Annotated in this window: 27 protein-coding genes and 1 tRNA gene; 16 read left to right on the top strand and 12 right to left on the bottom strand. The window is 66.3% G+C overall.

The window, feature by feature from the left end:
* Positions 1-25: 25 nt before the first annotated feature.
* Both AC0N04_RS13970 and recR read left to right on the top strand, forming a co-directional pair.
* Complete coding sequence (locus tag AC0N04_RS13970) at positions 26-352, top strand: YbaB/EbfC family nucleoid-associated protein (protein WP_474282661.1); 327 nt, start codon at positions 26-28, stop codon at positions 350-352.
* Positions 353-363: 11 nt separating this feature from the next.
* Complete coding sequence (gene recR / locus AC0N04_RS13975) at positions 364-966, top strand: recombination mediator RecR (protein ID WP_474282663.1); 603 nt, start codon at positions 364-366, stop codon at positions 964-966.
* 33 nt (positions 967-999) lie between these two features.
* Here recR and AC0N04_RS13980 read toward each other — a convergent pair whose 3' ends face one another.
* Both AC0N04_RS13980 and gloB read right to left on the bottom strand, forming a co-directional pair.
* A complete protein-coding gene (locus tag AC0N04_RS13980; RefSeq protein ID WP_474282665.1) occupies positions 1,000-2,502 on the bottom strand; it encodes a transglycosylase SLT domain-containing protein in 1,503 nt (500 codons plus the stop codon).
* Between the two features lie 146 nt (positions 2,503-2,648).
* Entirely contained in the window at positions 2,649-3,422 is a 774-nt protein-coding gene (gene gloB / locus AC0N04_RS13985; RefSeq protein ID WP_474282667.1) for a hydroxyacylglutathione hydrolase, read from the bottom strand.
* On the opposite strand from gloB, the gene AC0N04_RS13990 reads away from it, so the two are divergent.
* Positions 3,421-4,236 carry a methyltransferase domain-containing protein gene (locus AC0N04_RS13990; RefSeq protein ID WP_474282669.1) on the top strand — a complete coding sequence of 272 codons (816 nt, stop codon included), beginning with the start codon at positions 3,421-3,423 and terminating at the stop codon, positions 4,234-4,236. The genes gloB and AC0N04_RS13990 overlap by 2 nt on opposite strands.
* Positions 4,237-4,263: 27 nt before the next feature.
* Positions 4,264-4,707, top strand: a complete 444-nt coding sequence (gene rnhA, locus AC0N04_RS13995; RefSeq protein ID WP_474282671.1) for a ribonuclease HI — start codon at positions 4,264-4,266, stop codon at positions 4,705-4,707.
* Between the two features lie 7 nt (positions 4,708-4,714).
* On the opposite strand, the gene moaA is transcribed toward rnhA, so the two are convergent.
* The 5 genes from moaA to AC0N04_RS14020 all read right to left on the bottom strand — a co-directional run bounded on the left by moaA (position 4,715) and on the right by AC0N04_RS14020 (position 9,466).
* Positions 4,715-5,839 (bottom strand): GTP 3',8-cyclase MoaA, encoded by a 1,125-nt coding sequence (gene moaA, locus AC0N04_RS14000; RefSeq protein ID WP_474282673.1) that lies wholly within the window; start codon positions 5,837-5,839, stop codon positions 4,715-4,717.
* Positions 5,840-5,901: 62 nt separating this feature from the next.
* A complete protein-coding gene (locus tag AC0N04_RS14005) occupies positions 5,902-6,567 on the bottom strand; it encodes a C40 family peptidase (protein ID WP_474282675.1) in 666 nt (221 codons plus the stop codon).
* A gap of 127 nt (positions 6,568-6,694) precedes the next feature.
* Positions 6,695-8,356 carry a PhoH family protein gene (locus AC0N04_RS14010; RefSeq protein WP_474282677.1) on the bottom strand — a complete coding sequence of 554 codons (1,662 nt, stop codon included), beginning with the start codon at positions 8,354-8,356 and terminating at the stop codon, positions 6,695-6,697.
* A 177-nt stretch (positions 8,357-8,533) separates the two neighbouring features.
* The gene (locus AC0N04_RS14015) at positions 8,534-9,010 is read right to left on the bottom strand and encodes a peroxiredoxin (protein WP_474282679.1); all 477 of its coding nucleotides are present in this window, start codon (positions 9,008-9,010) and stop codon (positions 8,534-8,536) included.
* A 99-nt stretch (positions 9,011-9,109) separates the two neighbouring features.
* Entirely contained in the window at positions 9,110-9,466 is a 357-nt protein-coding gene (locus tag AC0N04_RS14020) for an Mth938-like domain-containing protein (RefSeq protein WP_474282681.1), read from the bottom strand.
* Positions 9,467-9,685: 219 nt separating this feature from the next.
* On the opposite strand from AC0N04_RS14020, the gene AC0N04_RS14025 reads away from it, so the two are divergent.
* The 10 genes from AC0N04_RS14025 (at position 9,686) to AC0N04_RS14070 (ending at position 22,127) form a co-directional block, all read left to right on the top strand.
* Positions 9,686-10,912 carry a pyridoxal phosphate-dependent aminotransferase gene (locus AC0N04_RS14025; RefSeq protein ID WP_474282683.1) on the top strand — a complete coding sequence of 409 codons (1,227 nt, stop codon included), beginning with the start codon at positions 9,686-9,688 and terminating at the stop codon, positions 10,910-10,912.
* A gap of 36 nt (positions 10,913-10,948) precedes the next feature.
* Positions 10,949-12,343, top strand: coding sequence for a homoserine dehydrogenase (locus tag AC0N04_RS14030; protein WP_474282685.1), 1,395 nt, complete (start codon positions 10,949-10,951; stop codon positions 12,341-12,343).
* Between the two features lie 20 nt (positions 12,344-12,363).
* Positions 12,364-13,776: a threonine synthase gene (thrC, locus tag AC0N04_RS14035; protein ID WP_474282687.1), complete on the top strand. Its 1,413-nt coding sequence runs from the start codon at positions 12,364-12,366 to the stop codon at positions 13,774-13,776.
* A gap of 16 nt (positions 13,777-13,792) precedes the next feature.
* Complete coding sequence (locus AC0N04_RS14040) at positions 13,793-15,064, top strand: molybdopterin molybdotransferase MoeA (protein WP_474282690.1); 1,272 nt, start codon at positions 13,793-13,795, stop codon at positions 15,062-15,064.
* Positions 15,065-15,072: 8 nt separating this feature from the next.
* Positions 15,073-15,324 carry a MoaD/ThiS family protein gene (locus tag AC0N04_RS14045; protein WP_474282692.1) on the top strand — a complete coding sequence of 84 codons (252 nt, stop codon included), beginning with the start codon at positions 15,073-15,075 and terminating at the stop codon, positions 15,322-15,324.
* Between the two features lie 62 nt (positions 15,325-15,386).
* Positions 15,387-15,881, top strand: a complete 495-nt coding sequence (locus tag AC0N04_RS14050; RefSeq protein WP_474282694.1) for a molybdenum cofactor biosynthesis protein MoaE — start codon at positions 15,387-15,389, stop codon at positions 15,879-15,881.
* 79 nt (positions 15,882-15,960) lie between these two features.
* Positions 15,961-16,443, top strand: a complete 483-nt coding sequence (locus AC0N04_RS14055; protein WP_474282696.1) for a flavin reductase family protein — start codon at positions 15,961-15,963, stop codon at positions 16,441-16,443.
* A gap of 122 nt (positions 16,444-16,565) precedes the next feature.
* Positions 16,566-19,169, top strand: coding sequence for an ATP-dependent chaperone ClpB (gene clpB, locus AC0N04_RS14060; protein ID WP_474282697.1), 2,604 nt, complete (start codon positions 16,566-16,568; stop codon positions 19,167-19,169).
* 101 nt (positions 19,170-19,270) lie between these two features.
* Entirely contained in the window at positions 19,271-20,956 is a 1,686-nt protein-coding gene (gene nadB / locus AC0N04_RS14065; RefSeq protein ID WP_474283070.1) for an L-aspartate oxidase, read from the top strand.
* A gap of 4 nt (positions 20,957-20,960) precedes the next feature.
* Complete coding sequence (locus AC0N04_RS14070) at positions 20,961-22,127, top strand: HD-GYP domain-containing protein (protein ID WP_474282699.1); 1,167 nt, start codon at positions 20,961-20,963, stop codon at positions 22,125-22,127.
* 26 nt (positions 22,128-22,153) lie between these two features.
* Here the strand turns inward: AC0N04_RS14070 and AC0N04_RS14075 are convergent, their stop codons facing one another.
* The 4 genes from AC0N04_RS14075 to AC0N04_RS14090 form a co-directional block, all read right to left on the bottom strand.
* Positions 22,154-22,438 carry a late competence development ComFB family protein gene (locus AC0N04_RS14075; protein ID WP_474282701.1) on the bottom strand — a complete coding sequence of 95 codons (285 nt, stop codon included), beginning with the start codon at positions 22,436-22,438 and terminating at the stop codon, positions 22,154-22,156.
* 116 nt (positions 22,439-22,554) lie between these two features.
* Positions 22,555-23,421 carry a carboxylating nicotinate-nucleotide diphosphorylase gene (gene nadC / locus AC0N04_RS14080; protein WP_474282703.1) on the bottom strand — a complete coding sequence of 289 codons (867 nt, stop codon included), beginning with the start codon at positions 23,419-23,421 and terminating at the stop codon, positions 22,555-22,557.
* A 9-nt stretch (positions 23,422-23,430) separates the two neighbouring features.
* The gene (gene nadA, locus AC0N04_RS14085) at positions 23,431-24,543 is read right to left on the bottom strand and encodes a quinolinate synthase NadA (protein ID WP_474282705.1); all 1,113 of its coding nucleotides are present in this window, start codon (positions 24,541-24,543) and stop codon (positions 23,431-23,433) included.
* Between the two features lie 107 nt (positions 24,544-24,650).
* Entirely contained in the window at positions 24,651-25,172 is a 522-nt protein-coding gene (locus AC0N04_RS14090; protein ID WP_474282707.1) for a hypothetical protein, read from the bottom strand.
* A 499-nt stretch (positions 25,173-25,671) separates the two neighbouring features.
* Here AC0N04_RS14090 and rraA point away from each other — a divergent pair, with 499 nt between their 5' ends.
* Both rraA and AC0N04_RS14100 read left to right on the top strand, forming a co-directional pair.
* Positions 25,672-26,169 (top strand): ribonuclease E activity regulator RraA, encoded by a 498-nt coding sequence (gene rraA / locus AC0N04_RS14095; protein WP_474282709.1) that lies wholly within the window; start codon positions 25,672-25,674, stop codon positions 26,167-26,169.
* 22 nt (positions 26,170-26,191) lie between these two features.
* Positions 26,192-26,268, top strand: a tRNA-Pro gene (locus tag AC0N04_RS14100).
* A gap of 226 nt (positions 26,269-26,494) precedes the next feature.
* On the opposite strand, the gene AC0N04_RS14105 is transcribed toward AC0N04_RS14100, so the two are convergent.
* Positions 26,495-26,725, bottom strand: a complete 231-nt coding sequence (locus tag AC0N04_RS14105; RefSeq protein ID WP_474282711.1) for a hypothetical protein — start codon at positions 26,723-26,725, stop codon at positions 26,495-26,497.
* Positions 26,726-26,860: the final 135 nt, after the last annotated feature.

A 26,860-nucleotide genomic window follows, 5' to 3' on the forward strand; every position in this document is an offset into this window, starting at 1 on the left:
TTTCCACGTCAAGAAAGGATTCCCCATGATGAAGGGTCAACTCGCCGGCCTGATGAAGCAGGCCCAGGCGATGCAGGACAACCTGCGCAAGGCACAGGAAGAACTGGCGCTGGTGGAGGTGGAGGGCCAGTCCGGCGCCGGACTGGTCAAGGTCGTGATGACCTGCAAGAACGACGTCAAACGCGTCACCATCGACCCCAGCCTGCTCGCCGACGACAAGGACATGCTGGAGGATCTGGTGGCGGCAGCCTTCAATGACGCGGTGCGCCGTGCCGAGGCGGTGAGTCAGGAAAAGATGGGCAAGCTGACCGCGGGCATGCCGCTGCCGCCCGGCATGAAGATGCCGTTCTGATCGCGCCGTTCGTGACCCGCCGCTCCAGCGAGATCTCGGCACTCGATGCACTGGTCGAGGCTTTGCGGCTGTTGCCCGGCGTGGGCGTGAAGTCGGCCCAGCGCATGGCTTTTCACCTGCTGCAGCACGATCGTGCCGGTGCGACCCGGCTGGCGCTGGCACTGGACACGGCGGTGCAGTCGATCCATCACTGCCGCCGTTGCCACACCTTCACCGAATCGGATCTTTGCGCGATCTGCGCCGACGAGGCCCGCGACGCGCGCCTGCTGTGCGTGGTGGAGACGCCGGCCGATCAGTCCGCGCTGGAGCGCACCGGCAGCTACCAGGGCTTGTACTACGTGCTGATGGGCCGCATCAGCCCGCTCGACGGTGTCGGGCCGGCGGATCTGGATGCGATGGCCTTGATGGAGCGCGCCCTGGAGAACGGGGTCGAGGAGGTGATCCTGGCCACGAGCTTCACTGCCGAGGGCGAGGCCACGGCCCACGTGCTGGCCGATGCACTGAAAGCGCGCGGCAAGCGGGTCACGCGGCTGGCGCGTGGCGTGCCGGCAGGCAGCGAACTCGAATACGTCGATCTCTCGACGATCGCCCACGCGCTGGTCGATCGCCGATGAGGCGGGTCGGCGCCCGCCGCTGAGTGCGCCCGCTCAGCGCTGCGCGACGCGAATCACCCGCGAATTCTTGCTGGCCACCACGCGGCGCGTGCTGCCGCGGCGCGTCGCCTTGGCATGTGGCGCCCCCCGGCTCTTCGACGCCGATGCCAGCCGGGTCGGTGCCGCACGCGCGGCCGGCACCATCACGACGATCGTCGCGCCAGGCCGGAAACTGCCGCTGGCGCCCATATGGTTCCATTGGGCGACCTGGTTGGCCGAGGTGCGGTAGCGCCGCGCGATGGCGGCGACCGAACTGCCATGCTTGCCGGCACGCAGGGTGATGCGCCGCATCGGCGGCAGGTCGGGCGCCAGCGCCAGCATGGCGTTGTCCGCCAGGTGTTCCGACACGTCCGCGGTGCGCGATGCCGTGCGCGGCACCAGCAGCGTCGATCCGGCCTTGACCAGCATCTTCGGCGGAATGCGGTTGATCTGCCGCAGTTCGGTTTCGCTCATGCCCACCTGGCGGGCGGCATCGCGAGGCCGCAACGTCTTCGGGGCGACCCAGGCCGTCCAGGTCGCCAACTGGCCCCGGTGGCCCTTGAGGTTCTTCAAAAACTGGTTGGCGTTGTCATAGGGCAGCAGGATTTGCTCGGTTCCCGCAGCCAGGATGACCGGTTTGTTCATCTGTGGATTCAGCTGCTTGAATTCGTCGATCGACATGCCGGCCAGTTCAGCCGCCAGCGCGACGTCGATGTCCCGCTCGATCGGCACCGCCAGGAAATAAGGGTGGTTCTTCAGATCGGGCAAGGTCAGGCTGTAGTTCTCCGGATGGAGCACGATGTTCTTCACCGCCTGCAACTTGGGAACGTAGTTGCGCGTCTCGTCCGGCATGCGCAGGCTGGAGAAATCGGTCGGCAGACCGGCCCGCTGGTTGCGGGCGATGGCGCGCTGGACATTGCCTTCACCCCAGTTGTAGGCTGCCAGCGCCAGCTGCCAGTCGCCGAACATGTCATGCAGACGGCCGAGGTAGTCCAGTGCAGCGCGGGTGGACGCCAGCACGTCGCGGCGATCGTCGCGGAACAGGTTCTGTTTCAGCGCATAGGTCTTGCCGGTCGCCGGGACGAATTGCCACATGCCCGACGCGCGCGCCGAGGACATGGCCTGCGGGTTGTAGGCGCTTTCGATGAACGGCAGCAGCGCCAACTCGGTGGGCATGCCCCGCTTCTCGACTTCCTCGACGATGTGGTAGAGGTAGCGCCCACCGCGTTCCGTCATGCGGGCGACGTAATCGGGACGGCTGGCGTAATACTGCTCCTGGCGGTGAACGTAGTCATCGTCAAGGTCGGGGATGGCGAAGCCGCGCCGCACCCGGGCCCAGAGATCCTGCGACGCCGCGTCGTCGTACAGGTCCACCGGGTGGTTGGGATTGAGGGGGTCGGAGGGAGGGCCGGCAGCTGCTTCCGACACGTCAGCGCCAGCGTCCGCCTCGGCCTGACTGGCGGACTGGGCTGGCGCGGGCGGCACCGACTGCGATGCGACATCGGTCGAGGTGTCCATGCGCAGTGTTTGACCGGTGGCGGTCGCAATGGCCGGTGCGGTTCCCGCGACGGCGGCCGGGCCGTGCAGCGGGTTGACGGCGCACGCACTCAGGGCGGCCACGCAGACCAGCATCAAGGACAGCCGCCATGGTCGAGGAGTCATCATCATCGGAACTGGTTCTTCCATTCGCGCAGGTGGGAAAACACCTGGACAGGGTCGTTCCCCGAGGCGCCGTGCACTTGCGCGGCGGCGATCAGCGCGGGCTGGTCGCATCGAAGAAACGGGTTGATCTGAAGCTCGATGGCCAGCGTGGACGGTAGCGTCGGCTCGCCTCGTTCACGCCGCGCAGCACAAGCAAGGGCGTAGCGGTGCAGGTCAGGGTTGTCGGGGTCCACCGATCGCGCGAAGCGAAGGTTGGACAGTGTGTATTCATGGGCGCAGCACACGCGCGTCGCCCCCGGCAAGCCACCGAGTGCACGCAGCGAGCGGTACATCTGGTCCGCCGTGCCTTCGAACAATCGACCGCAGCCGCCGGAGAACAAGGTGTCGCCGCAGAATAGCAAAGGCGCTTGACCGTCGGGTGCCGCAACGTAAAAGGCAATGTGCCCGGACGTATGACCGGGCACATCAAGGATCTCGAAAAGCAGGCCGTTCCACGCGGCTCGGTCACCACCACGCAGCGGCGTCGTCGGCTGCGGAATCGCCTCGCGAGCCGGCCCGAACACCGGCCCGGACAACAACTCGCGCAAATCGTCCAAGCCGCCCACGTGATCGGGGTGGTGGTGGGTCACTAGAATGCCCGTCAGGGACAGGCCCAGCGTCTGCAGCGCATCACGCACCGGCGCAGCATCCCCCGGATCGACCACCAAGGCCTCTCGGCCATCGTGCAGCATCCAGATGTAGTTGTCGGAGAAGGCGGGCAGTGCAACCAGATTCATGACGCGTGAAGATGCCATTATAGAGTTGGGGGCTTGGCTGGATAGCCCTGCCGGCCGCTGTCTGCGGCAATGGGAGCAGGCGTCTCTGGATCGCGCGGTGACCGACCTGTTCGGTTTCCACGCGCTGCAACTCGGTTTGCCTGAGGTGGACGGGCTGAGAGGTAATCGCATGCCCTACCGTTGGATCGCAGCCGACGGGCCGGTGACGTCGGTTCAAGTGGCACGATCCATCCCCGTGGATGCGTCGGCAAACGCGTCCACGGCGCTCGCGCTGCAGTGCCAACCGGAGGCCTTGCCTTTCGAGGATCGCTCGCTGGATCTGGTCGTGATGCCGCACACCCTGGAACTGGCCAGCGACGCCCACTTGGCGCTGGCCGAAGCAGCGCGGGTGCTGCGACCGGAGGGGCGCGTGGTGATCTCGGGCCTCAACCCAGCGAGCCTGTGGGCATTGCGCCAACGCGTCGGACGGGTACGGCAGGGCATGAGCCGTGGCACGCTGCCGTTGTTTCTGCCGCGGACCGGCGAATTCATCGGCTATTGGCGTCTGCGCGACTGGTTGCGCCTGCTCGGATTCGAAGTCGAGCAAGCCCGGTTCGGCTGCTACCGGCCGCCGTTCCGGGGCGAGCGTTGGCTGGAGCGAACCGCGTGGCTGGAGCCGGTCGGGGAGCGCTGGTGGCCGGTGTTCGGGGCCGCCTACTGCGTCCAGGCGGTCAAGCGCGTACGCGGCATGCATCTCGTGGGCCGGGCTCGCCAACACCACAGCCAGACCATGCCGGCGCCCGCGGCGGTGGCCCATCGACACGCTCCGGGTTGACCGGTTCCGAGCCGGCACAATGTCGGCATGAACGAAGTGACGATTTATTCCGATGGGGCCTGCAAGGGCAATCCGGGGCCGGGCGGCTGGGGCGCCTGGCTGAGTTCCGGCGCGCACGAGAAAGAACTGTGGGGCGGCGAACTGCAGACCACCAACAACCGGATGGAATTGACGGCGGTGATCGAGTCGCTGTCCACCTTGACACGACCCTGTGCGGTGGCCGTGTACACCGACAGCGAATACGTTCGCAACGGCATCACGACCTGGATACACAACTGGAAGCGGCGCGGCTGGCGGACGGCCGATGGCAAGCCCGTCAAGAATGTGGAACTGTGGCAGCGGCTGGACGGCCTGGTACAGCAGCACCGGGTGACCTGGCACTGGGTCAAAGGGCATTCCGGAGACCCGGGAAACGAGCGCGCCGATGCCTTGGCCAACCGCGGCGTGGCGTCGGTGCAGGGCGGGCGCTGACCCTGCCTTACCCGCCGATGTAGTGCATTTCCACGCGCCGCTCGCCTTGTTCGGGCAGCGGTGCGCCCGAACTCCGAAGCTGCGAGTAGCGGTCCTGTCGTTGTTGCCACAGCAGGCCGAGCGCAGCCGACATGTCCCGGTCGCTGGCGCCTGCTCTGAGCAGCGCGCGCAGATCATGCCCCCGTGAGGCAAACAGGCACAGAAAGAGCTTGCCTTCCGTCGACAGGCGTGCGCGGTTGCAATCGCCACAAAAGGCCTGGGTGACGCTGGAAATGAAGCCGACCTCGCCACGCCCATCGGCGTAGCGCCAACGCTGGGCCGTCTCACCGATCGCGCTGGGGTCAAGCGGCTGCAACGGCCAGATCGAATGCAAGCGAGCCTGTACCTCGCGGGAAGGCACCACGTCATCCATGCGCCAGCCGTTGGTCGCACCCACGTCCATGAATTCAATGAAGCGCAGCACGGCACGCTCGCCGTAACGATCGCGAAAATGCTGCGCCATGGGCACGATCTGGTGATCATTGGTGCCGCGTTTGACCACCATGTTGACCTTGATCGGTTCGAAACCCGCCGCCACGGCGGCGTCGATGCCACGCAGCACGTCGGCCACTGGAAACCCGACATCGTTCATGCGCTGAAAGATGTCATCGTCCAGCGCATCCAGGCTCACCGTCAGACGCCGCAGCCCGGCCTGCTTCAACGCCGCAGCCTTGCGTTCGAGCAAGGAGCCGTTGGTGGTCAGCGTGATGTCCAACGGCCGCCCCTCCGGCGTGCGCAGCTCGGACAGCATCCCGATCAAAGCCTCCAGGCCCTTGCGCAGCAGCGGCTCTCCGCCGGTCAGCCTCAGTTTGACGACGCCGTGACCGACGAAGAGGCTCGCCAATCGCGTGATCTCCTCGAAGCTCAGCAAGGCGCTGTGCGGCAGGAACGGATGGTTGCGATCGAAGACTTCCTTCGGCATGCAGTAGCTGCAGCGAAAGTTGCATCGATCGGTCACCGAAATGCGGAGGTCGCGCAAGGGTCGGCCCAGCGCATCGGCCAGGAAACCCTGCGGGGCAGGGGCATCCGCGGGCACTCGGGGCACATCGGCCCGGTCGCGCAGATCGTTCAGTGCGATGACTCGTTCACCCATGCGGACATTGTCCATCGCATCGACCGCCGACGGGTCGGATTCCCGGGTACGACCCGGGGTCGTCAGGGATTTGAGTCGTCGGTCTCGCCGACTTGGGGCGCGCGCCGCGCACCGGTGAAGCGCCGCGTCCAGTAGGCGATGCGCATGTCCTCGACACGCACCGACTCGCCGGTGCGGGGGGCATGGATGAATTTGCCGTCACCGATATAGATGCCGACATGGGAGAACGTGCGCCTCAAGGTATTGAAGAACACCAGATCACCGGGCTTCAATTCATCTCTGCTGATGCGCAGCAGGCCCGGTGCATTGGCCTGTTCGGAGGCTCGGCGCGGCAATACCAAGCCGATGCTGTTCTCGAAGATGTGGCGAGTGAAGCCGGAGCAATCGAAGCCTGTTTCCTCGGACGTGCCGCCCAGCCGGTAACGCACGCCGATGAAGTTCATCGCCGACAGCACCAGATCGGAGGCCGTGTCGCGAACCTGGGACAGCAGGGTGGTACCCGCCGGATTCGCCGCGGTGGCCGCCGGCAGCAAGCCGCGATCAGCCAGCACGTGCATGATCGCGTCGGAAGGGACCGTGGCGGCGCTCGAAGCCGCCGCAGAGGCAGGACTTGCTACAGCATCGGGTGCGGCGACGGCCGCGGCACCGCCGAACGCCAGGGCAGCACCGATCGACAGGCCGAGCAGGGAACGTAGCAGCGGACGCGAACGGCCTGAAGAAGAGTTCATCGAATGCACGCGGCGCAGGATAGGGGGGTGCGATCCGGCTGTCAAGAAGAAATATCAGCCGATTCAACGACTTGGCAAAGTTTTACACCCCGGTCCATGGGAACGATCCCCGGATTTTCAGCATGATTTACAGCACTTCGGACGCGAAATCGGCCAAGCGGGAGCGTTCACCGCGCGCCAGCGTCACGTGGCCCGAGTGCGGCCAGCCCTTGAAGCGGTCCACTGCATAGGTCAGGCCGGACGAACCCTCGGTCAGGTAGGGCGTGTCGATCTGCGCCAGGTTGCCCAGGCAGACGATCTTGGTGCCCGGGCCGGCCCGGGTGATCAGCGTCTTCATCTGCTTGGGCGTCAGGTTCTGGGCCTCGTCGATCAGCACGAACTTGTTCAGGAAGGTGCGCCCGCGCATGAAGTTCAGGCTTTTGATCTTGATCTTGCTGCGCACCAGGTCGTTGGTGGCCGCTCGGCCCCATTCGCCGGCCGAGGTTTCGCTCTTGGCCAGCACTTCCAGATTGTCGTCGAGCGCCCCCATCCAAGGCCCCATTTTTTCTTCCTCGTTGCCGGGGAGAAAGCCGATGTCTTCACCCACTGGCACGGTCACCCGGGTGACGATGATTTCGCTGTAGCGGCGATCTTCCATCACTTGATTCAAACCGGCGGCCAGCGTCATCAGCGTCTTGCCGGTGCCTGCGGTGCCGGTCAGGGTGATGAAGTCGCACTCCGGATCCATCAGCAGATTGAGGGCGAAGTTCTGCTCGCGGTTGCGGGCCGTGACGCCCCAGATCGAGTTCTTCGCGTGGGTGTAATCGCGCAGCGTCTTGAGCACCGCGGTCTTTCCCGTGATCTCGCTGACGCGGGCATAGAGCGGAGCCTCGCCGGCAGCTTCGAGGAACACGAACTGGTTGACCATCAAGGTCGGCACCAGCGGGCCGCTGATGCGGTAGTAGGTGGTTCCGCCCTGGCTCCAGCTCTCCATGGTCTTGCCATGGCGCTCCCAGAAATCGGCCGGCAGCTGCAGCACGCCGGTGTAGAGCAGGTCGCCGTCCTCCAGCGTCTTGTCGTTGTAGTAGTCCTCGGCATCCAGCCCCAGGGCACGCGCCTTGATGCGCATGTTGATGTCCTTGGACACCAGGACCACTTCGCGGCTCGGATGCGCCTCGCGCAGCGACTGCACCACCCCCAGGATCTGGTTGTCGGCCTTGCCCTGAGGCAGTCCGGCCGGCAACTTGGCGTCGAGGAAGGTGGTCTGGAAGAACAGCGTACCGCCGGCTTCGCGGTGCCCTGACTTGGCCAGAGGAATGCCAGTTTCTGGCTCGAACTTGCTGTCGGCGGCGAGCGCATCGAGCTCCCGGCTGACCTGCCGCACGTTGCGCGAGACCTCGCTCATGCCTTTCTTGTGGCCGTCGAGTTCCTCCAGCGTGATCATCGGCAGGTAGATGTCGTGCTCGTCGAAGCGGAACAACGACATCGGGTCGTGCATCAGCACGTTGGTGTCGAGCACGAACAGCTTGGCGGTACCGTTACCGCGAGGCTTTCGCGGCTTAGGCACCGGGGCGACCTTGCGCGGCCCTGTGCCGGCCTGTCGAACCGCTGCCTTGACCGGCATCTGGCGGCTGCCGGGGACCGCGCCGGCAGCCGCGTCATCGCGAAGCTCGAGCGCCTGTGCGCCTTCCTCGTGAATCGGTGACGAAGGTTTCGAGCGGTGTCGTGCGGACTTGGGAGCGGCCTGGGACTCGTAGGCGGCGGCGGGGAGAACGGTGGCGCGGGAGGCAGGAGGCTTGGGCAGCGGCATGAGGCGAAGGATCGGACCGGGTGATGGGGTCAAAAACTGAAAAGCCGCACAGGTGACGGTGCGGCTTTTCAGTGAACGCGCGATGCGTAGATCTCAGGCATGAGCCCATTATGCACAAATCAAGATGCGGGCCCAGAGGCTCGCCGGCGATCTCGCGGCCAGTCCGGTGAACCGCTTTCAGGCGGCCTTCTTCAATTCCTTGACGGCTTTCAGCACTTCGTCGACATGGCCTGCCACCTTGATGCCGCGCCATTCCGAACGCAAGACGCCCGAAGCGTCGATCAGGAACGTGGAGCGCTCGATGCCCTTGACCTTCTTGCCGTACATGATCTTGTTCTTGACGACGCCGAACATGTGGCACAGCTTCTCTTCGGTGTCAGCGATCAATTCGAAGGGCAACTCCAGCGTCTGCTTGAACTTGTCGTGTGAGGCCATGTTGTCGCGCGACACCCCGAACACCACGGCGCCAGCCTTGACAAAGTCCTTGTGCTGATCGCGGAACTGCATCGCCTCCGTGGTACAGCCGGGGGTATTGTCCTTGGGGTAAAAATAGAGCACGACCACACGTCCGTGAAAGGACTGGGGCGTGAATTTCACACCGCCCGTGGCTTGGGCTTCGATTTCCGGCAGGGGTTTGTTGAGGGCTGGCGTCATGAGGATCGTGTCTTCTGCGGGCGCCCCGTCGAGGCATAGTCAAATATTATAAATGGATTGCCATGGGCGACCGCGCTGCAGTTGTTCGGCGCGCTCGTGCTAAGCAGGCATGAACAGCAGGGCGGCGATGACCTTGCGGCCCTCGCTGGCCAGGACGTTGAAAGTACGGCAGGCTGCGGCGGTATCCATGGTTTCGATGCCGATGCGGCGTTCGATCAGCGCGCGGTAATGCTCGGGCGAGACGAATTGCAGACGGGGTCCACTGCCGAAGATCACCAGTTCCGGCTCCAGTGCCAGCACCTGCTCGAAGTGTGCCGCCCGCAGCGACGGCGAATCCTGCACCGACCACGGCAGCACCGGGCCGCGCCAAGGCACCAGCAGGCTGGTGTCGAACGGCGTCTGGTGAACCCAGATCCTGCTGGCATCAAGCCTCGAGATCGCGTTCACGCCGTCCATCGTTTCGGGCTGAAATTTCAATCGATCTCCTTGTCGTCCGGATTCGCCTGGGGCCATCGTGCGGCCACGATCTTTTCAGGATCCGCAGGCACTCGGCACCCCAGCCTGCGGTCCGTACCGCCTATGGTTAAATTATAGGTTTTTGCGGCGCAACATCTTGAGCCGCACCGGCGGCCTCGTTCATTGCAAGGCTGCCGCCACACCTCAGGAGTCCAGGCCTTGAAGCCGATCGCCAAGTCCAGCAAGCTCGCCAACGTCGGCTACGACATTCGTGGACCGGTGCTGGACAAGGCCCGTCAGATGGAGGAAGAGGGCCAGAAGATCATCAAGCTCAACATCGGCAACGTCGCCGCGTTCGGCCTGATGCCACCCGACGAGATCGTGCAGGACATGATCCGCAATCTGCCCGATGCCGCCGGCTACACCGACAGCAAGGGGCTTTTTGCACCGCGCAAGGCGGTGGTGCACTACTGCCAGGAAAAGAACATCCAGGGCGTGACGGTCGACGATGTCTACCTGGGCAATGGCGCCTCCGAGCTGATCTCGATGAGCATGAACGCGCTGCTCGACGCCGGCGACGAGGTGCTGATTCCGTCGCCCGACTACCCCCTCTACACCGCCGTGGTGTCGCTCTCCGGCGGCACGCCGGTGCACTACCACTGCGACGAAGGCAGCGGCTGGCTGCCCGACCTGGACGACATGCGCGCCAAGGTCACGCCCAACACCAAGGCCATCGTCATCATCAACCCCAACAACCCGACCGGCGCGCTGTACCCGGACGAGGTGTTGAAGGGCATCGTCGAGATCGCGCGCCAGCACCAGCTGATCGTCTTCGCCGACGAGATCTACGACAAGACCCTGTACGACGGTGCCACCCACACCAGCATCGCCTCGCTGGCCGACGACGTGCTGTTCCTGACCTTCAACGGCCTGTCCAAGAACTACCGCTCCTGCGGTTACCGGGCCGGCTGGATGGTGGTGTCGGGCAACAAGCGGCGAGCCAAGGACTACATCGAAGGCCTGAACATGCTGGCCTCGATGCGCCTGTGCGCCAACACGCCCGGCCAGTTGGCCATCCAGACGGCCCTGGGCGGCTACCAGAGCATCAAGGATCTGGTGGCGCCGGGCGGCCGGCTGGCGCGCCAGCGCGACTTGGCGTACGAACTGCTGACCCAGATCCCCGGCGTCAGCGTGGTCAAGCCCAAGGCGGCGCTGTACATGTTCCCGCGCCTGGATCCGAAGCTGTACCCGATTGCCGACGACCAGCAGTTCGCCTACGACCTGCTGGCCGACGAGAAGGTGCTGATCGTGCAAGGCACCGGCTTCAACTGGCCGACGCCGGACCACTTCCGTCTGGTCTTTCTTCCCAACACCGACGACCTGACCGAGGCCATCGGCCGCATTGCGCGTTTCCTCGACCAGTACCGCCGGCGCCACGGCGCCTGAATTCTTCGCCACGATCCAAGAGAAAGCATTTCAGCCATGACAACACAAGCTGTTGCCGCGCAGACGCAGGTCGCGCCGCGACGTGATGTCGACGCCAAACCCATCCAGGTCGGTCTTCTGGGCATCGGTACCGTCGGCTCCGGCACCTTCAAGGTGCTGCAGCGCAACCAGCAGGAAATCCGGCGCCGCGCGGGACGAGGCATCGAGATCACCATGGTGGCCGACCTCGATGTGGCGCGTGCGAAGTCCATCGTCGGCGACGGCGTCACCGTGGTCAGCGATGCGCGCCAGATCATCGCCAATCCCGCGATCGACATCGTCGTCGAGCTGATCGGGGGCTACGGCATCGCCAAGACGCTGGTGCTCGAAGCCATCGCGGCCGGCAAGCACGTGGTCACCGCGAACAAGGCGTTGCTGGCGGTGCATGGCAGCGAGATCTTCGCCGCCGCGCGCGCCAAAGGGGTGGTGGTGGCCTTCGAGGCCGCGGTGGCGGGTGGGATCCCCATCATCAAGGCGCTGCGCGAGGGCCTCACCGCCAACCGCATCGAGTGGATCGCCGGCATCATCAACGGCACGACGAACTTCATCCTCAGCGAGATGCGCGACAAAGGGCTGGACTTCGACGTGGTGCTGAAGGAAGCGCAACGCCTGGGCTATGCCGAAGCCGACCCGACCTTCGACATCGAAGGCGTGGACGCCGCCCACAAAGCCACCATCATGTCGGCCATCGCCTTCGGGGTGCCAGTGCAATTCGACAAGGCCTACGTGGAGGGCATCACCCAGCTTTCGGCCACCGACATCCGGTACGCCGAGCAACTGGGCTACCGCATCAAGCTGCTGGGCATCACCAAGCGGCGCACGGGAGCGGGAGCGACCCCTGGCGGTGTCGATGGCATCGAGCTGCGCGTGCACCCCACGCTGATCCCGGCCAAGCGCCTGATCGCCAACGTGGAGGGCGCGATGAACGCCGTGGTGGTGCAGGGCGATGCCGTCGGCACCACGCTGTACTACGGCAAGGGCGCGGGCAGCGAGCCCACCGCCAGCGCGGTGGTGGCCGACCTGGTGGACATCACCCGCCTGGCCACCGCCGACCCCGACCACCGCGTGCCGCACCTGGCCTTCCAGCCCGACGCGCTGGCCGACACGCCCATCCTGCCGATCGAGCAGGTGCAGACCTCGTTCTACCTGCGCCTGCGCGTAGCCGACGAGGCGGGCGTGCTCTCCAGCATCACCACCATCCTGGCCGACAACGACATCTCGATCGACGCGGTGCTGCAGCGGGAGTCGGCCGAGGGCGAGAAGCAGACCGACCTGATCATCCTGACCCACGACACCATCGAAGGCCGCATGCGCACCGCGCTGGCCAAGATGCAGTCGCTGGCCACGGTGCTGGCGCCCATCGTCAGCATCCGCAAGGAAGAACTGGCCTGAGCCCGAACCGAAGCCCTGCCATGAAGTACATCAGCACCCGCGGCGACCGGAGCGAGCGCCGTTTCTGCGAGATCCTGCTCGAGGGCCTGGCGCCCGACGGCGGGCTCTACCTGCCGCTGGCCTATCCGAAGGTCGACGGCGCCACGCTGGCCCGCTGGCGCGGCCTGGGCTACGCCGACCTGGCCTTCGAGATCCTGTCGCTGTTCATCGACGACATCCCGGCCGCCGACCTGAAGGCCCTGGTGGCCAAGACCTACACCACGCAGGTCTTCGGCACCGATGCCATCGTGCCGGTGCGCAAGCTGGGCGATTCGGGCCTGCTGATCGAGGCCTTGTCGAACGGCCCCACGCTGGCCTTCAAGGACATGGCGATGCAGCTGCTGGGCAACCTGTTCGAATACGAACTGGCGCGCCGCGGCGAGCAGCTCAACATCCTGGGCGCCACCAGCGGCGACACCGGCAGCGCGGCCGAGTACGCCATGCGCGGCAAGAAGGGCGTGCGCGTGTTCATGCTCAGCCCGCACGGCCGCATGAGCCCGTTCCAGCAGGCGCAGATGTTCAGTTTGCAGGACGCCAACATCCACAACATCGCCGTGGAAGGCGTGTTCGACGACGCGCAGGACATCGTCAAGGCGGTCTCGAACGACCTGGCCTTCAAGCGCCGCTACAAGATCGGCACCGTCAACTCGATCAACTGGGCGCGCCTGCTGGCCCAGGTGGTCTACTACTTCGCCGGCTATTTCCAGGCCACGAAGAACAACGCCGAACAGGTCAGCTTCACCGTGCCGTCCGGCAACTTCGGCAACGTCTGCGCTGGCCACGTGGCACGCATGATGGGCCTGCCCATCAAGCACCTGGTCGTCGCCACCAACGAGAACGACGTGCTCGACGAGTTCTTCCGCACCGGCACCTATCGGGTGCGCGGCAGTGCCGAGACGCACGAGACCAGCAGCCCGTCGATGGACATCTCCAAGGCCTCGAACTTCGAGCGCTTCGTCTTCGACCTGCTGGGCCGCGACGGCGCCCGCACCCAGGCCTTGTTCGGCGAGGCCCTGGCCCGCGACGGGGCCTTCACCGTCACGCCGGACGAGTTCGCGCGCATCGCGGGCTACGGCTTCCAGTCCGGCCGCAGCACCCATGCCGACCGCCTGGCGACGATACGCAGCACCTGGGAGCGCTTCGGCAGTCTGATCGACACCCACACCGCCGACGGCGTGAAGGTGGCGGCCGAGCATGTCGAGCCCGGCGTGCCGATGATCGTGCTGGAAACCGCGCTGCCGGCCAAGTTCGCCGAGACCATCCGTGAAGCGTTGGGCCGCGAGCCCGAACGGCCGGCCGGCCTTCAAGGCATCGAGGCCCTGCCCAAGCGCTTCACGGTGATGAAGCCCGACACCGCCGCGGTCAAGGCCTTCATCGAGCAGCATTGCCCATGACACCGAGGGCCCGCGCATGACACTCCCGTCCACGGCCAAGCCGGCGATGATGTCGCTGGACGACGCGCTGGCGACCCTGATCGCCGCCGCGCAGGGCCATCGCATCCAACAGACCGAGTCCGTCCGCACCTTCGATGCGCTGGGCCGGGTGCTGGCCGGCGACGTCGTGTCCGGCGTGGACGTGCCTCCGGCTGACAACACCTCCATGGACGGCTATGCGATGCGTGCGGCCGATGTGCCCGCCGCGGGCACGGTGCTGCCGGTCAGCCAGCGCATTCCGGCCGGCAGCGTGGGCCAGCCGCTGCAGCCAGGCACGGCCGCGCGCGTCTTCACAGGCGCCCAGCTGCCGCCTGGCGGTGATGCGGTGGTGATGCAGGAACAATGCGAAGCGCTCTCCGGTGACGGCCTGGGCCTGGTTCGGGTGAACACGGCGCCGCTGGCCGGCCAGTGGGTGCGAGGCCGTGGCGAGGACGTGCTGCGCGGCGCCACCGTGCTGGCCGCCGGTACGCGCCTGACGCCCCAGGCGCTGGGCTTGGCTGCCACCGTCGGGGCTCCGAACCTGACGGTGGTGCGCCGCCCGCGCGTGGCCTTGTTCTCCACCGGCGACGAGCTGGTGATGCCCGGCGACCCCTTGCCGCCCGGAGCGATCTACAACTCCAACCGGTTCACGCTGCGCGGCCTGCTGGAAGCGGCCGGCTGCGCCGTGACCGATCTGGGCATCGTGCCCGACCGGCTGGACGCCACCCGGTCCGCCCTGAAGGCCGCCGCCGAGGGCCATGACCTGATCCTCACCTCGGGCGGGGTGTCGGTGGGCGAGGAAGACCATCTGCGGCCTGCCGCCCAGGCCGAGGGACACATCGCGCTGTGGCAGATGGCCACCAAGCCGGGCCGTCCGCTCGCCTTCGGCGCCATCCGCCGCGGCGACTCGACGCAGGCGCTGCTGCTGGGATTGCCAGGCAACCCGGTGTCCAGTTTCATCACGTTCCTGCTGGTGGTGGCTCCGGTGCTGCGGGTCTTGCAGGGGGCACCGCTGACGGCGGCGAACGCCTTGCCGACGGCACTGCCGTTGGTGGCGGGATTCGACTGGCCCCGGCCCGACAAGCGTCGCGAATTCCTGCGGGTTCGCGTGGGAACCGATGGCCGCCTCGAACTGTTCCCCAACCAGAGTTCCGGGGTGCTGACCTCGGTGGTCTGGGCCGACGGCCTGCTCGACAATCCGGCCGGGCAGGCCATTGCCCGCGGAGACACGGTGCGCTTCCTGCCTCTGCAAGCCCTGATCGGTGCCTGAGGCCGGCCATGCAGATTCAACTCCGCTTCTTTGCCTCGCTGCGTGAGGCCCTTGGCGCGAGCGAGACCTTGTCGCTGTCGCCTGGCGCGACCGTCGGTCAGGCACGCGACACCCTGATCGCCCGGGGCGCGCCGTTCGATGCCGCGCTGGCGCGCGGCCGGGCCTTGCGCGCCGCGCTGAATCAGACGCTTTGCGACGAATCGGCGGTGCTCGCCGACGGCGACGAACTGGCGTTCTTCCCGCCGGTCACCGGCGGCTGAGCCGGTCGGGTCGTTCAGGGGCCGCCGGGCGGCCCGGGCCCGCCAATGACACAATCCAACGCATGCCAGTGCCACGCGTCTCCATCCAGACGGCCGATTTCGATCTGTCCGTAGAAGCCGCGGCCTTGCGTGCCGGCGACGCGGGTGTCGGTGCGGTGGTGGGCTTCGTCGGCACGGTGCGTGACCGCAGCGATGGTACCGGCGTGAGCCAGATGGAACTCGAGCATTACCCGGGCATGACCGAGAAGTCGATCGAAGCGATGATCGACCAGGCCCTGGCGCGTTTCGACATCCGCGCCGCGAGGGTCGTCCACCGGGTCGGCCCCATGAAGCCGTGCGACCAGATCGTGCTGGTGCTGGTGAGCTCGGCCCACCGGGGCGAGGCGTTCCAGGCCTGCGAATTCCTGATGGACTACCTGAAAACCCAGGCGCCGTTCTGGAAGAAGGAAACGACGCCCGAGGGCGCGCGCTGGGTGGACGCCCGCGTCAGCGACGACGCCGCGCTGGCGCGCTGGGGCATCGTGCAGACCAACGCGGCGGGCTCGCTGCCGGCTTGAGCCGTGGCGTGGCCGGCGAAGGCCCGCGATCACCCTAGGTCGCTACGCGGGGCCCGAAAGCCACTACCATGCCGCCTCCATGCCATTCGACTCGAAAAGCCTGCGTTTGGCGCTGGGGCGCTTCGCCACCGGCGTCACGATCATCACCTGCCTCGATGCCGATGGCAAGCCGGTCGGGTTGACAGCCAACTCCTTCAACGCACTATCGCTGGAGCCGCCGCTCGTGCTGTGGGCGCTGCGCGCCAGCAGCCCCAGCCTGCCGGCGTTCGAGCAGGCCTCGCATTTCGCTGTCAACGTGCTGGCCGAGTCCCAGATCGCGTTGTCGCGTCGCTTCGCCAGTCCGGTCCACGACCGGTTTGCCGAGGGCGACTGGGCGGCCGGGCATGGTGGGGCACCGGTCCTGGCGCGCTGCGCCGCGGTGTTCGAGTGCCGCCGCGAACAGCATCACGCGGCGGGCGACCATGTGCTGTTCATCGGCCGGGTGGGCCGGCTCAGCGAAGCCGCCGAGGCGCCGCTGCTTTTCCAGTCAGGTCACTACCACCGGCTCGGCGCACTGCTCTGACGGGGCCGGCGGCGCCCACGGCGTACGACCTTGCGCTGTCGCAGACAAAGCGGTGGTGGCTTGTCCGCGGGACTTGAAACGCGAGAGGATCGCCTCATGTCCCACCGCATTGGAGGTATCTCATGCGTCTCGACAAACTCACCACCGCGTTCCAGCAGGCCCTGGCCGATGCCCAGAGCCTGGCCGTGGCGCGCGACAACCCGTACATCGAACCGGCTCACCTGCTCGCCGCCATGCTGTCCCAGCCCGACGGCCCCAAGGCCTTGCTGGACCGCGCCGGCGCCAACACGGCCGCCCTGCGGACGGCGATGGACACCGCCATCGGTGGCCTGCCCAGCGTTCAAGGGGGCGGTCAGGTGCAGGCCGGGCGCGACCTGGCGCAGTTGCTGCAGGCGGCCGACAAGGAAGCGATGCAGCGCGGCGACCAGTTCATCGCCAGCGAGATGTTTCTGCTGGCGCTGGCCGACGCGAAGAACGATATCGGTGCCACGGTGCGCGGCCACGGCCTCACGCGCAAGGCGCTGGAGGCGGCGATCACCGCGGTGCGCGGCGGCCAGAAGGTCGACTCGGCCGAGGCTGAAGGCCAGCGCGAGGCGTTGAAGAAATACACGCTGGACCTGACCGAGCGCGCCCGTCAGGGCAAGCTGGATCCGGTGATCGGCCGAGACGACGAAATCCGCCGCGCGATCCAGGTGTTGCAGCGCCGCAGCAAGAATAACCCGGTGCTGATCGGCGAGCCCGGCGTCGGCAAGACCGCGATCGTCGAGGGGCTGGCCCAGCGCATCGTCAACGGCGAGGTGCCCGACACGCTGAAGAACAAGCGCGTGCTGGTGCTGGACATGGCCGGCCTGCTGGCCGGCGCCAAGTACCGCGGTGAGTTCGAGGAGCGGCTCAAGGCGGTGCTGAAGGAAGTGGCGCAGGACGAAGGCCGCATCATCCTGTTCATCGACGAGTTGCACACCATGGTCGGCGCAGGCAAGGCCGAGGGCGCGATGGATGCCGGCAACATGCTCAAGCCTGCGCTGGCGCGCGGCGAGCTGCACTGCATCGGGGCGACCACGCTGGACGAATACCGCAAGTACGTCGAGAAGGACGCCGCGCTGGAGCGCCGCTTCCAGAAGGTGCTGGTCGACGAGCCCACGGTGGAGGCCACCATCGCCATCCTGCGCGGCCTGCAGGAAAAGTACGAGGTGCACCACGGCGTGGAGATCACCGACCCGGCCATCGTCGCCGCGGCCGAGCTGAGCCACCGTTACATCACCGACCGCTTCCTGCCCGACAAGGCGATCGACCTGATCGACGAGGCGGCGGCCAAGATCAAGATCGAGATCGACTCCAAGCCCGAGGCGATGGACAAGCTGGACCGCCGGCTCATTCAGCTCAAGATCGAGCGCGAAGCGGTGAAGAAGGAAAAGGACGAGGCGTCGCAAAAGCGCCTGGGCCTGATCGAGGAGGAGATCGGCAAGCTCGAGCGCGAGGCTGCCGATCTGGACGAGATCTGGAAGTCCGAAAAGGCGGCGGCCCAAGGATCCGCGCATGTGAAGGAAGACATCGAGCGCACCAAGGCGCAGATCGAGGATCTCAAGCGCAAGGGCAACTTCGACAAGGTGGCCGAGCTGCAATACGGCAAGCTGCCCGAGCTGGAGAAGAAACTCAAGGAAGCCCAGGCCAAGGAAATGGGCAAGGCCGCGGGCGCGAAAGGCGGCAAGAGCGGCCCTCAGCTGCTGCGCACCATGGTGGGCGCCGAGGAGATCGCCGAGGTGGTTTCCCGCGCCACCGGCATCCCCGTGAGCAAACTGATGCAGGGCGAGCGCGACAAACTGCTGCAGATGGAAGCCAAGCTGCATGATCGCGTGGTGGGGCAGGACGAGGCCATCGTCGCGGTGGCCGATGCGATCCGGCGCAGCCGTGCCGGCCTGTCCGACCCGAACCGGCCGCTGGGCAGCTTCCTGTTCCTGGGCCCCACCGGCGTCGGCAAGACCGAGCTGTGCAAGGCGCTGGCGGGCTTCCTGTTCGACAGCGAGGACCACATGATCCGCGTCGACATGAGCGAGTTCATGGAGAAGCACTCGGTCAGTCGCCTGATCGGCGCGCCGCCGGGCTACGTGGGCTACGACGAGGGCGGTACCCTGACCGAGGCGGTGCGGCGCAAGCCCTATAGCGTGCTGCTGCTCGACGAGGTCGAGAAGGCCCACCCCGACGTATTCAACGTGCTGCTGCAGGTGCTGGACGATGGCCGCCTGACGGACGGGCAGGGCCGCACCGTGGACTTCAAGAACACCGTGATCGTGATGACCAGCAACCTGGGCTCGCACCTGATCATGCAGATGCAGGGGCAGGACAGCGAGCTGATCCGCGAGGCGGTGTGGGGCGAGGTCAAGTCGCATTTCAGGCCCGAGTTCCTGAACCGCATCGACGAGACGGTGGTCTTCCATGCGCTCGACGAGGGCAACATCCAGGCCATCGCGAAGATCCAGCTCAAGCTGCTGGAAGCCCGTCTGGCGAAGATGGACATGGGGCTGGATGTGTCGCCGGACGCATTGGCCGAGATCGCCAAGGTCGGCTTCGACCCGGTGTTCGGCGCCCGGCCGCTCAAGCGGGCGATCCAGCAACGTATCGAGAACCCGGTGTCCAAGCTGATTCTGGAGGGCAAGTTCGGCCCGAAGGACGTGATCCCGGTTCAGCTGAAGGACGGGCAACTCAGCTTCGAGCGCATCGTCCACTGAGTCGCCCTCCCTCTGGTTCGCACCGGGGGGAGGGCCTGGGGCCCCGGTCCTACAATGTCTGACAGTTTCATGACGCCGCCTTGACCGCGGCCGCACGGGTGATGCATCAGGCACAAGGACAAGGGGCCGAGGGTTCGTCCACGGGACCGACGGCGGACGCGTTGCCGGTGGTGATCGTGGGGGCCGGCCTGGCCGGACTCACCGTGGCACTGCACCTGGCCACGAACGGCCAGAAAGTCACGGTGCTGGCCAAGCGCAGCCTGGGTGAGGGTGCCACCGCCTGGGCGCAGGGCGGCATCGTGGGCGTGCTCGGCTCGGACGACAGTGTCGAATCGCATGTACGCGATACCCAGGAGGCCGGCGCAGGCCTGGTCGACGAGCACACGGCGCGCTTCATCGCAGAGAACAGCGCCGAAGCCGTGGGCTGGCTGGTCGATCAGGGTGTGCCATTTTCTCCCGACCCGGGCGGACCGCTGGGCCTGCACCTGACCCGCGAGGGCGGGCACGCCGTGCGGCGTATCGCCCATGCGGCCGATGCCACCGGCAAGGCGATCCATCAGGCGCTGCTGGCGAAGGCGGCCGCGAACCCGAACGTGACGCTGCTCGAACGCTGGATGGCGGTCGACCTGATCACCACCCGTCACCTGAAGAAGGGCGGCGACGGCGAACCGCGGTGTCATGGCGTGTATGCACTGAACATCGAGAGCCAGAAGGTCGAAGCCTTGCCGGCCCGCGCGGTGGTCATGGCCACCGGCGGTGCCGGCAAGGTCTACCGCTACACGACCAATCCCGACACTGCCACCGGCGATGGCATCGCGATGGCCTGGCGCGCCGGCTGCAGGGTGGCCAACATGGAGTTCATCCAGTTCCACCCGACCTGCCTTTATCACCCGCAGGAGCGCAGCTTCCTGATCACCGAGGCCTTGCGCGGCGAAGGCGCCGTGCTGAAGCTGCCGAACGGCCAGATGGGTGCGCCCTGGGGCACCCGGTTCATGCCCGAACACGACGAGCGCGCCGAACTGGCGCCGCGCGACATCGTCGCCCGGGCGATCGATTTCGAGATGAAACGCCATGGCGTGGACCATGTGTGGCTGGACGCGACCCATCTGGGCGAAGCCTTTCTGCGCGAACATTTCCCCACCATCTTTGCGCGCTGCCTGGAATTGGGCATCGACATTTCGAAGCAGCCGATTCCCGTGGTGCCGGCGGCCCACTACACCTGTGGCGGCGTGGTCACGGACCAGTCCGGCCGCACTGATCTGCCGGGTCTGTACGCTGTGGGGGAGGCGACCTACACCGGGCTTCATGGCGCCAATCGGCTCGCCAGCAACTCGCTGCTCGAGTGCGTGGTGATCGGGCGTACCAGCGCCGAGGCCATCCTGACCGAACAGCGCCCGGTGCCACCCAAGGTGCCGGCCTGGGACGAAAGCCTGGTCGAAAACGCGGATGAACAGGTTGTCATTTCGCACAACTGGGACGAGCTCCGCCTGTTGATGTGGAACTACGTCGGCATCGTGCGAACCACCCGACGCCTGGAGCGTGCGTTGCATCGCATCAAGCTGCTGAAGGACGAGATCGACGACTACTACGCCAACTTCCGGGTCACGCGCGATCTGCTCGAGTTGCGCAACTTGGTGGTCTGTGCCGAGTTGATCGTGCGCTCGGCGTTGATGCGCCACGAGAGCCGCGGGCTTCACTTCAGCCGCGATTTCCCGCATACGCTGCCGGTCAGTTTCCCGACGGTGCTGACCCGCAAGGCGCGAAGCCGAACCCCGCCACCGCGCTGATTCGATGAGCCACAACGGTCGAACCCCTTTGTCCGAAGTGCTGGACCTGCTGGTGGTCGGCCAGCCGTTGCCCTTCCACGTGCTGGATCCCCAGGAGCGGCGCCTGCTGGCGCAAGGCCATCTCGTGGTCAGCGCGACGCAGCTGGAGATGCTGGTGGCGCGTGGCGCCTGGGTGGACCGTGAGATGGCGGTGGCGTTGCGAAAGGAAAGGCAGTCCCGATCGGGCAATTCACTGGTGCCGTCCGCCCGCAAGACCCTGTCCTTGTTCGATCATTGGGAGCAGATGATCTGGCAGTTGGATGCGGTGCTGCGCCGCGTCCTCGCAGGCCATCCCAGCAACGACGAGTTGCTGGCGCTGGCGCGCCAGTTGGTGGCGCGGATCGATCGCAATGTGGATGTGGCCCTGTTCATGACCATCCGGCAGAACGAGCCCCGCTACGCCCTTTACGCCCTGCAGCACGCCCTGCACACGGCCACGGTGGGGGTGCTGCTGGCGCGCCAGCTCGATTGGCCACCAGCCCAGATGATGCGCCTGGTGCTCGCGGCGTTGACCATGAACGTGTCGACGCTGGAACTCCAGGCTCACATGGCCGTGCAGCCCGACCCGCCGACCTTGCGCCAGCGCGAGCAGATCCGCATGCACCCGCTGGTCAGCGAGAAGTCCCTGCGCGGCGCCGGCGTGACCGACGAGGCCTGGTTGCAGGCGGTGCTCGAACATCACGAGCGCCCGGACGGTAGCGGCTACCCCAGCGGCATGACGGTGAACAACGAATTGGCCCACGCCTTGCGGACGGCCGATGTCTTCACCGCCAAGATCAGCACCCGGGCGTTCCGCCCGGCGCTGCCGATTCAGACCGCCGCCAAGCAGCTGTTTCAGGAGGAGAAGGGGGGCGCCATGGCCACGGGCCTGATCAAGGCCCTGGGCCTGTATCCGCCTGGCGATCTGGTGACGCTGAAATCCGGCGAGGTGGCCGTGGTGACGCACCGCGGCGCGACCGCGACGACGCCGCGGGTGGCGGCGATCACCAATGCCAGCGGGCAGCCGGTCGTGGCGACCGTGCCGCGCGACACTGCCGTACCGGAATTCGCCATCGCCGGGCCGGTGATGAATCGGAAGTCGCTGCCGAAAATTCCGCCGGAGCGTGTCTACGGCCTGATGGACGAAGACTGAAGACCGACGTACAGGCCTGCGCCGGGTCAGCTGCGTGCCCGCATCGCATTGCGGGCCTGCACGAAGCCGAACGCGAATTCGACCGCCTCGCGCACTGCGCGCTCGGAATCGGCCCGCTCCCGTTCGGTCTGGAAGAACGCCAGATCGACGTCATGGCGGATGTAGCGCGGCGGCAGGCGATTCAACGCGACGCAGGCCACATCGGCGAGCACGTCGTCGTTGTGCTGCAGATGCGGGTACTGCTGCATTTGATCGAACACCTCGTTGAAGACCGCGCGTTCGTAGTAGTTGTGGATGGAAGTGATGTCCATGCACGGAGTCTGCACCCGGACTTCGGCGAGCAGGCGGGAGAAATGCGCATCGGATCGGGGCCTTTATCGATGACCACACGCCGTGGCGAAGGGCCGATGTCCCCGCCGGGTGGCTTCTAGAGCCCGTCCACCACCCGCATCGAGAAGTCGATCGCCCGGACGTCCTTGGTCAATTTGCCGATCGAAATTCGATCGACGCCGGTGGCGGCGATGCCGCGCAGGCCATCGAAACCGATGCCCCCGGAGGCTTCCAGCAGCGCACGGCCCGCCGTCAAGGCAACCGCCTCGCGCAGGTGCGCGAGGTCGAAGTTGTCCAGCAGCACGCTGGTGGCGCCCGCGCTCAGCGCCTCTTGCAGCTGACCCAGGGTCTCGACCTCGATCTGAATCTCCACGCCGGCGTTCAAGGCCGCTGCACGCTGCAGAACAAGCCCGATCCCTCCCGCTGCGGCGATGTGGTTTTCCTTGATCAGGATGCCGTGCCACAGGGCCAGGCGCTGGTTGCTGCCACCCCCGATCCGCACCGCATACTTCTGCGCCTGGCGCAAGCCGGGCAACGTCTTGCGGGTATCCAGCAGCACGCAGCCGCGCGGGTTGGGAGAGGCGCCGGCGATCGCGTCGACGTGGTCCCGTGTGACGGTGGCGGTACCCGACAGCAACTGCAGGAAGTTCAAGGCGGGGCGTTCCGCGGAGAGCACCGCGCGGGCCTGTGCCTCCAGGTCGCACACCGGCGTATCGGCCGTCATGCGCGCGCCTTCGGCGTAGTGCCACTGCACGGTGGCGGTGGCATCGAGTGCCAGCAGGCTGGCCTCGAACCAGTCCCGTCCGCACAGCACGGCGGATTCGCGCACCCGCACGCTCGCCTTGACGCGGCGGCCATCCGGAATCAGCAGGCTGGTCCAGTCGGCGCGGCCGATGTCTTCGAACAAGGCGTCACGCACATTGCGGGCGCGAGCCTCTTCCAGGGTTTCGTTGTGATCGAACATAGGAGAAAACTAGGCTGCGCCCAGCCCTGGCACCAGGCCTTGCACCTTGGGCGCCAGCGCCGCAGGATGGGCTGCGACGAACGCCAGCATCCGATCGATGCAACGCACCGCGTTGCGACCCACCTCGGGATCGACCAGGATCTCGCCCTGGCCGGTCTCAAGGCAATCGATGACGCCTTGCAAGCCGTTCATGGCCATCCACGGGCAATGCGCGCAACTCTTGCAGGTGGCGGACGCACCCGCCGTGGGTGCCTCGATCAGCGTCTTGCCGGGCGCCAACTGACGCATGCGGTGCATGATGAGGTTGTCGGTCGCAACGATGTACTCGCGCGCCGTTCCGTCGATCACCGCCTTGAGCATCTGCGAGGTCGAACCCACCAGGTCGGCCAGCTTGACGACAGCCTCGGGCGACTCGGGATGCACCAAGACCATCGCCTGAGGATGCTGGGCCTTGAGGAGTTCGAGCTCCAGGCCCTTGAACTCGTCATGCACGATGCAGGCGCCGTTCCACAACAGCATGTCGGCGCCGGTTTCCTGCTGGATATAGCGACCCAGGTGCCGGTCGGGGGCCCACAGCACCTTGTCCCCTTGGTCCTTGAGGTGCTTGACGATCGCCAGCGCGCAGGAACTGGTCACCATCCAGTCCGCGCGCGCCTTCACTGCCGCGCTGGTGTTGGCGTAGACGACGACCTGGCGATCCGGGTGCGCGTCGCAGAAGGCCGCAAAGTCGTCGGCCGGGCAACCCAGATCGAGCGAACAGGTGGCGTCCAGGTCCGGCATCAGGACTTGTTTGTGCGGCGACAGGATCTTGGCCGATTCACCCATGAAGCGAACTCCGGCCACCACCATGGTCTGGCTCGCGTGGTCGCGGCCGAAACGGGCCATTTCCAGAGAGTCCGCGACACAGCCGCCGGTTTCCAACGCAAGGTCCTGCAAATCGGCGTCCACATAGAAGTGCGCCACCAGGACCGCGTTCCGCGCCTTGAGCAAAGCGGCCGCGCGCGTCTTGAGTTCGGCGCGCTGGCTCGCACTCAGCACCGGGGGCACCTTGGCCCAGGCCTGGGCGGTGCAGGTGGCGCCAGAAGCATCCTGGCGCGCGTAATCGAATGAGGTGTCGTTCATGGACGCTCGGGTGAGGGCGCCTGGCGGGCGCCCCTCTCAGCGAGGAGGCGCTTGCCGATGGCACAAGCGCTTCAAGGCCGCCCATGTTAGCCGAGACGTCCGAGGCGTCAGCTGCCGTGCTCCGATACCCAGGCCCGGAAAATTGCGTTCCAGACCGCCGACACGGAAGCAGCTTGGCCGGCCGCACCGGGTTGCGGCAGGAAGCGTACCCGGCGCATCCAGGCCGGCTTGAGTTCGTTGGGCACATCGTCGGCTTGCGCGGTACGCATGAAGACGGTCCAGGACGGTCCGGCGTGGCCAAGCCGATTCATCAGCGCGCAGGCGCTGAGTACCCAGCGCGCGGCCTCCTCCGGTTCGAGGGTTCCCACCATCAGAGCCACTTGGCCGGTGTGCCGCCACAGACGTTCCAGCGAAGGCGAGGGCAGCGCAGGGGCCAACCTGGCGCTGCGCAGATGGCGAACCACATCGGGGCGACCGCGCACCGATGGCAGTTGAATCTCGTCGACCGTCGCTACCTCGTCGTGATGGGTCGGTGCCAGGATGCGCATCCGGTGCGGCTGCTCGCCAGTCGTCTGTGCCAGGGCCCGCAGGATGCTGCCGGCCCAGCATCCCGCCGGATCCAGCAGCAAGAGGCCTGACTGTTGCGAGGCCCCCAGCGGCCAACGAGACTCCCAGACGGACGCAGTCGCGTCATCGTCTACCCACTCGCTGGCGACGGGAGGAACGGCCCTGGTGGCATCACCAGGAACCCGGGGCCGACGGTCGGTGCGGGAAAGGGAGGGTTGAAGTGCAAGACTCATGACGACATGCTCCGGCATGCGCCGTCCGCGCTCGTCACTGAATGTATCAAGCGCCCGTTGGCAACGGATGCCCGCGGGGGAACGACGCCTCTCGCAAGCGGCCTGGCGCGGCCGGCTGTCCGGGCATGCGGTCGGCTTCCTCGCCCGAGCCGATGACCGCGCGTCGCCGCACCGACGGATACACCTGAACCGGCAGCGGCGGCGCAAGCGAGACGCGTCAGGGACGTCGCGCATCACGTTATCGTATCGGGATCGGACGTCCGCACCGCCTCATGGCCGGCGCTTGGGCCGGACGTTCCTTGGTGACGGTTGTTGATGGAGTCCATGGATGAATCCGCTTGAATTTTCGACCTGCGATCTGTGCGATCTGCACAAGAGCGAAGCCGACGGCAATTTCCGCGTTCTGCCCCCGGTGTTCACCGATTACGGCGCCCGCCACCGATTTGCCGGTCCAGTGAGCACGGTGCAGTGCCTGGACGACAACTCGCGGGTTCGCGAAGCGGTGAACTCGGCCGGTGCCGGCCGGGTGCTGGTGGTGGACGGCGGCGGGTCGCTTCAGCGTTCGCTGGTGGGCGGCAATCTGGCCGCCGCCGCAGCAAGAAACGGCTGGGCTGGCATCGTGGTCTACGGTGCCGTGCGGGACAAGGCGGAACTGGCCGCCTGCGATATCGGCATCCGTGCACTGGCGCTCGTGCCGATGCCCACCGAACGACGCAACCAGGGCCTGAGCGGCGTTCCGGTGCAGATCGCACGAACCTGGGTCAGACCTGATGACTGGATTTATGCCGACGACGATGGCATCGTCGTGATGGCACAGCGCGCTTGACGGCTACAATCCGCGACTCAGTCGGGGTGTAGCGCAGTCTGGTAGCGCATCTGCTTTGGGAGCAGAGGGTCGTACGTTCGAATCGTATCACCCCGACCACCAAGCCCATGAATCGCCACGCAGTGCAACGCACTCTGAAGCATTGATCGCGTCTTTTGACTTGGTTTTAATTTAACATAATATACATTGTCGCGTGTAGCGACTGACCTCCGGACCGAGGTGCACCTATGAAGATGCACCTTCGATCCGTCGAGCAAGCACCCCGCACACTGCCAATTTGGCACGTCTGCGACCGACCTGCCGATTTCAACGCGCGTGCCGCGCGTCAGGCATCAAGGCGCAGGTCGTCAGCGGCGGTGCTTTCGTCGAGATCGATCTCGCGATCGAAGTCTGCTTGATCCGCGGCGCGGACCTTGGGAATCAGCGGCTTGTCCAACGGGCGGCAGATCCGACGCTGCAGGCGGTTCAGGCGCTCCGAGCGCTCCATCGCCTGAAGAATCCCCTCCGGATCGGTCATCATCGTGAAGGGATTGGAGCGGATGTGGGTCGAGCGCATGGTGTTTCTCCGTCGGGCTCCAGGATGGGAACCCATGGCGCCACTGTAGGCGTCGCCACGACGGAGCTGAAGTCGGCCGCCCGACATGAACGGCGTCGGAATTTGCCTGACGCCGCTGTCGGTCGCTGACACCGA

The organism is Ideonella sp. sgz306126 (assembly GCF_056032705.1).

Bases quoted from the DNA above. Each gene is read 5' to 3' on its own strand.
- AC0N04_RS13970 (WP_474282661.1), top strand. From the start codon at position 26: ATGATGAAGGGTCAACTCGCCGGCCTGATGAAGCAGGCCCAGGCGATG.
- AC0N04_RS13980 (WP_474282665.1), bottom strand. From the start codon at position 2,502: ATGGACACCTCGACCGATGTCGCATCGCAGTCGGTGCCGCCCGCGCCA.
- AC0N04_RS13990 (WP_474282669.1), top strand. From the start codon at position 3,421: ATGACGCGTGAAGATGCCATTATAGAGTTGGGGGCTTGGCTGGATAGC.
- gloB (WP_474282667.1), bottom strand. From the start codon at position 3,422: ATGAATCTGGTTGCACTGCCCGCCTTCTCCGACAACTACATCTGGATG.
- rnhA (WP_474282671.1), top strand. From the start codon at position 4,264: ATGAACGAAGTGACGATTTATTCCGATGGGGCCTGCAAGGGCAATCCG.
- moaA (WP_474282673.1), bottom strand. From the start codon at position 5,839: ATGGGTGAACGAGTCATCGCACTGAACGATCTGCGCGACCGGGCCGAT.
- AC0N04_RS14005 (WP_474282675.1), bottom strand. From the start codon at position 6,567: ATGAACTCTTCTTCAGGCCGTTCGCGTCCGCTGCTACGTTCCCTGCTC.
- AC0N04_RS14010 (WP_474282677.1), bottom strand. From the start codon at position 8,356: ATGCCGCTGCCCAAGCCTCCTGCCTCCCGCGCCACCGTTCTCCCCGCC.
- AC0N04_RS14015 (WP_474282679.1), bottom strand. From the start codon at position 9,010: ATGACGCCAGCCCTCAACAAACCCCTGCCGGAAATCGAAGCCCAAGCC.
- AC0N04_RS14020 (WP_474282681.1), bottom strand. From the start codon at position 9,466: ATGGACGGCGTGAACGCGATCTCGAGGCTTGATGCCAGCAGGATCTGG.
- AC0N04_RS14030 (WP_474282685.1), top strand. From the start codon at position 10,949: ATGACAACACAAGCTGTTGCCGCGCAGACGCAGGTCGCGCCGCGACGT.
- thrC (WP_474282687.1), top strand. From the start codon at position 12,364: ATGAAGTACATCAGCACCCGCGGCGACCGGAGCGAGCGCCGTTTCTGC.
- AC0N04_RS14040 (WP_474282690.1), top strand. From the start codon at position 13,793: ATGACACTCCCGTCCACGGCCAAGCCGGCGATGATGTCGCTGGACGAC.
- AC0N04_RS14045 (WP_474282692.1), top strand. From the start codon at position 15,073: ATGCAGATTCAACTCCGCTTCTTTGCCTCGCTGCGTGAGGCCCTTGGC.
- AC0N04_RS14050 (WP_474282694.1), top strand. From the start codon at position 15,387: ATGCCAGTGCCACGCGTCTCCATCCAGACGGCCGATTTCGATCTGTCC.
- AC0N04_RS14055 (WP_474282696.1), top strand. From the start codon at position 15,961: ATGCCATTCGACTCGAAAAGCCTGCGTTTGGCGCTGGGGCGCTTCGCC.
- clpB (WP_474282697.1), top strand. From the start codon at position 16,566: ATGCGTCTCGACAAACTCACCACCGCGTTCCAGCAGGCCCTGGCCGAT.
- nadB (WP_474283070.1), top strand. From the start codon at position 19,271: ATGCATCAGGCACAAGGACAAGGGGCCGAGGGTTCGTCCACGGGACCG.
- AC0N04_RS14070 (WP_474282699.1), top strand. From the start codon at position 20,961: ATGAGCCACAACGGTCGAACCCCTTTGTCCGAAGTGCTGGACCTGCTG.
- AC0N04_RS14075 (WP_474282701.1), bottom strand. From the start codon at position 22,438: ATGGACATCACTTCCATCCACAACTACTACGAACGCGCGGTCTTCAAC.
- nadC (WP_474282703.1), bottom strand. From the start codon at position 23,421: ATGTTCGATCACAACGAAACCCTGGAAGAGGCTCGCGCCCGCAATGTG.
- nadA (WP_474282705.1), bottom strand. From the start codon at position 24,543: ATGAACGACACCTCATTCGATTACGCGCGCCAGGATGCTTCTGGCGCC.
- rraA (WP_474282709.1), top strand. From the start codon at position 25,672: ATGAATCCGCTTGAATTTTCGACCTGCGATCTGTGCGATCTGCACAAG.
- AC0N04_RS14105 (WP_474282711.1), bottom strand. From the start codon at position 26,725: ATGCGCTCGACCCACATCCGCTCCAATCCCTTCACGATGATGACCGAT.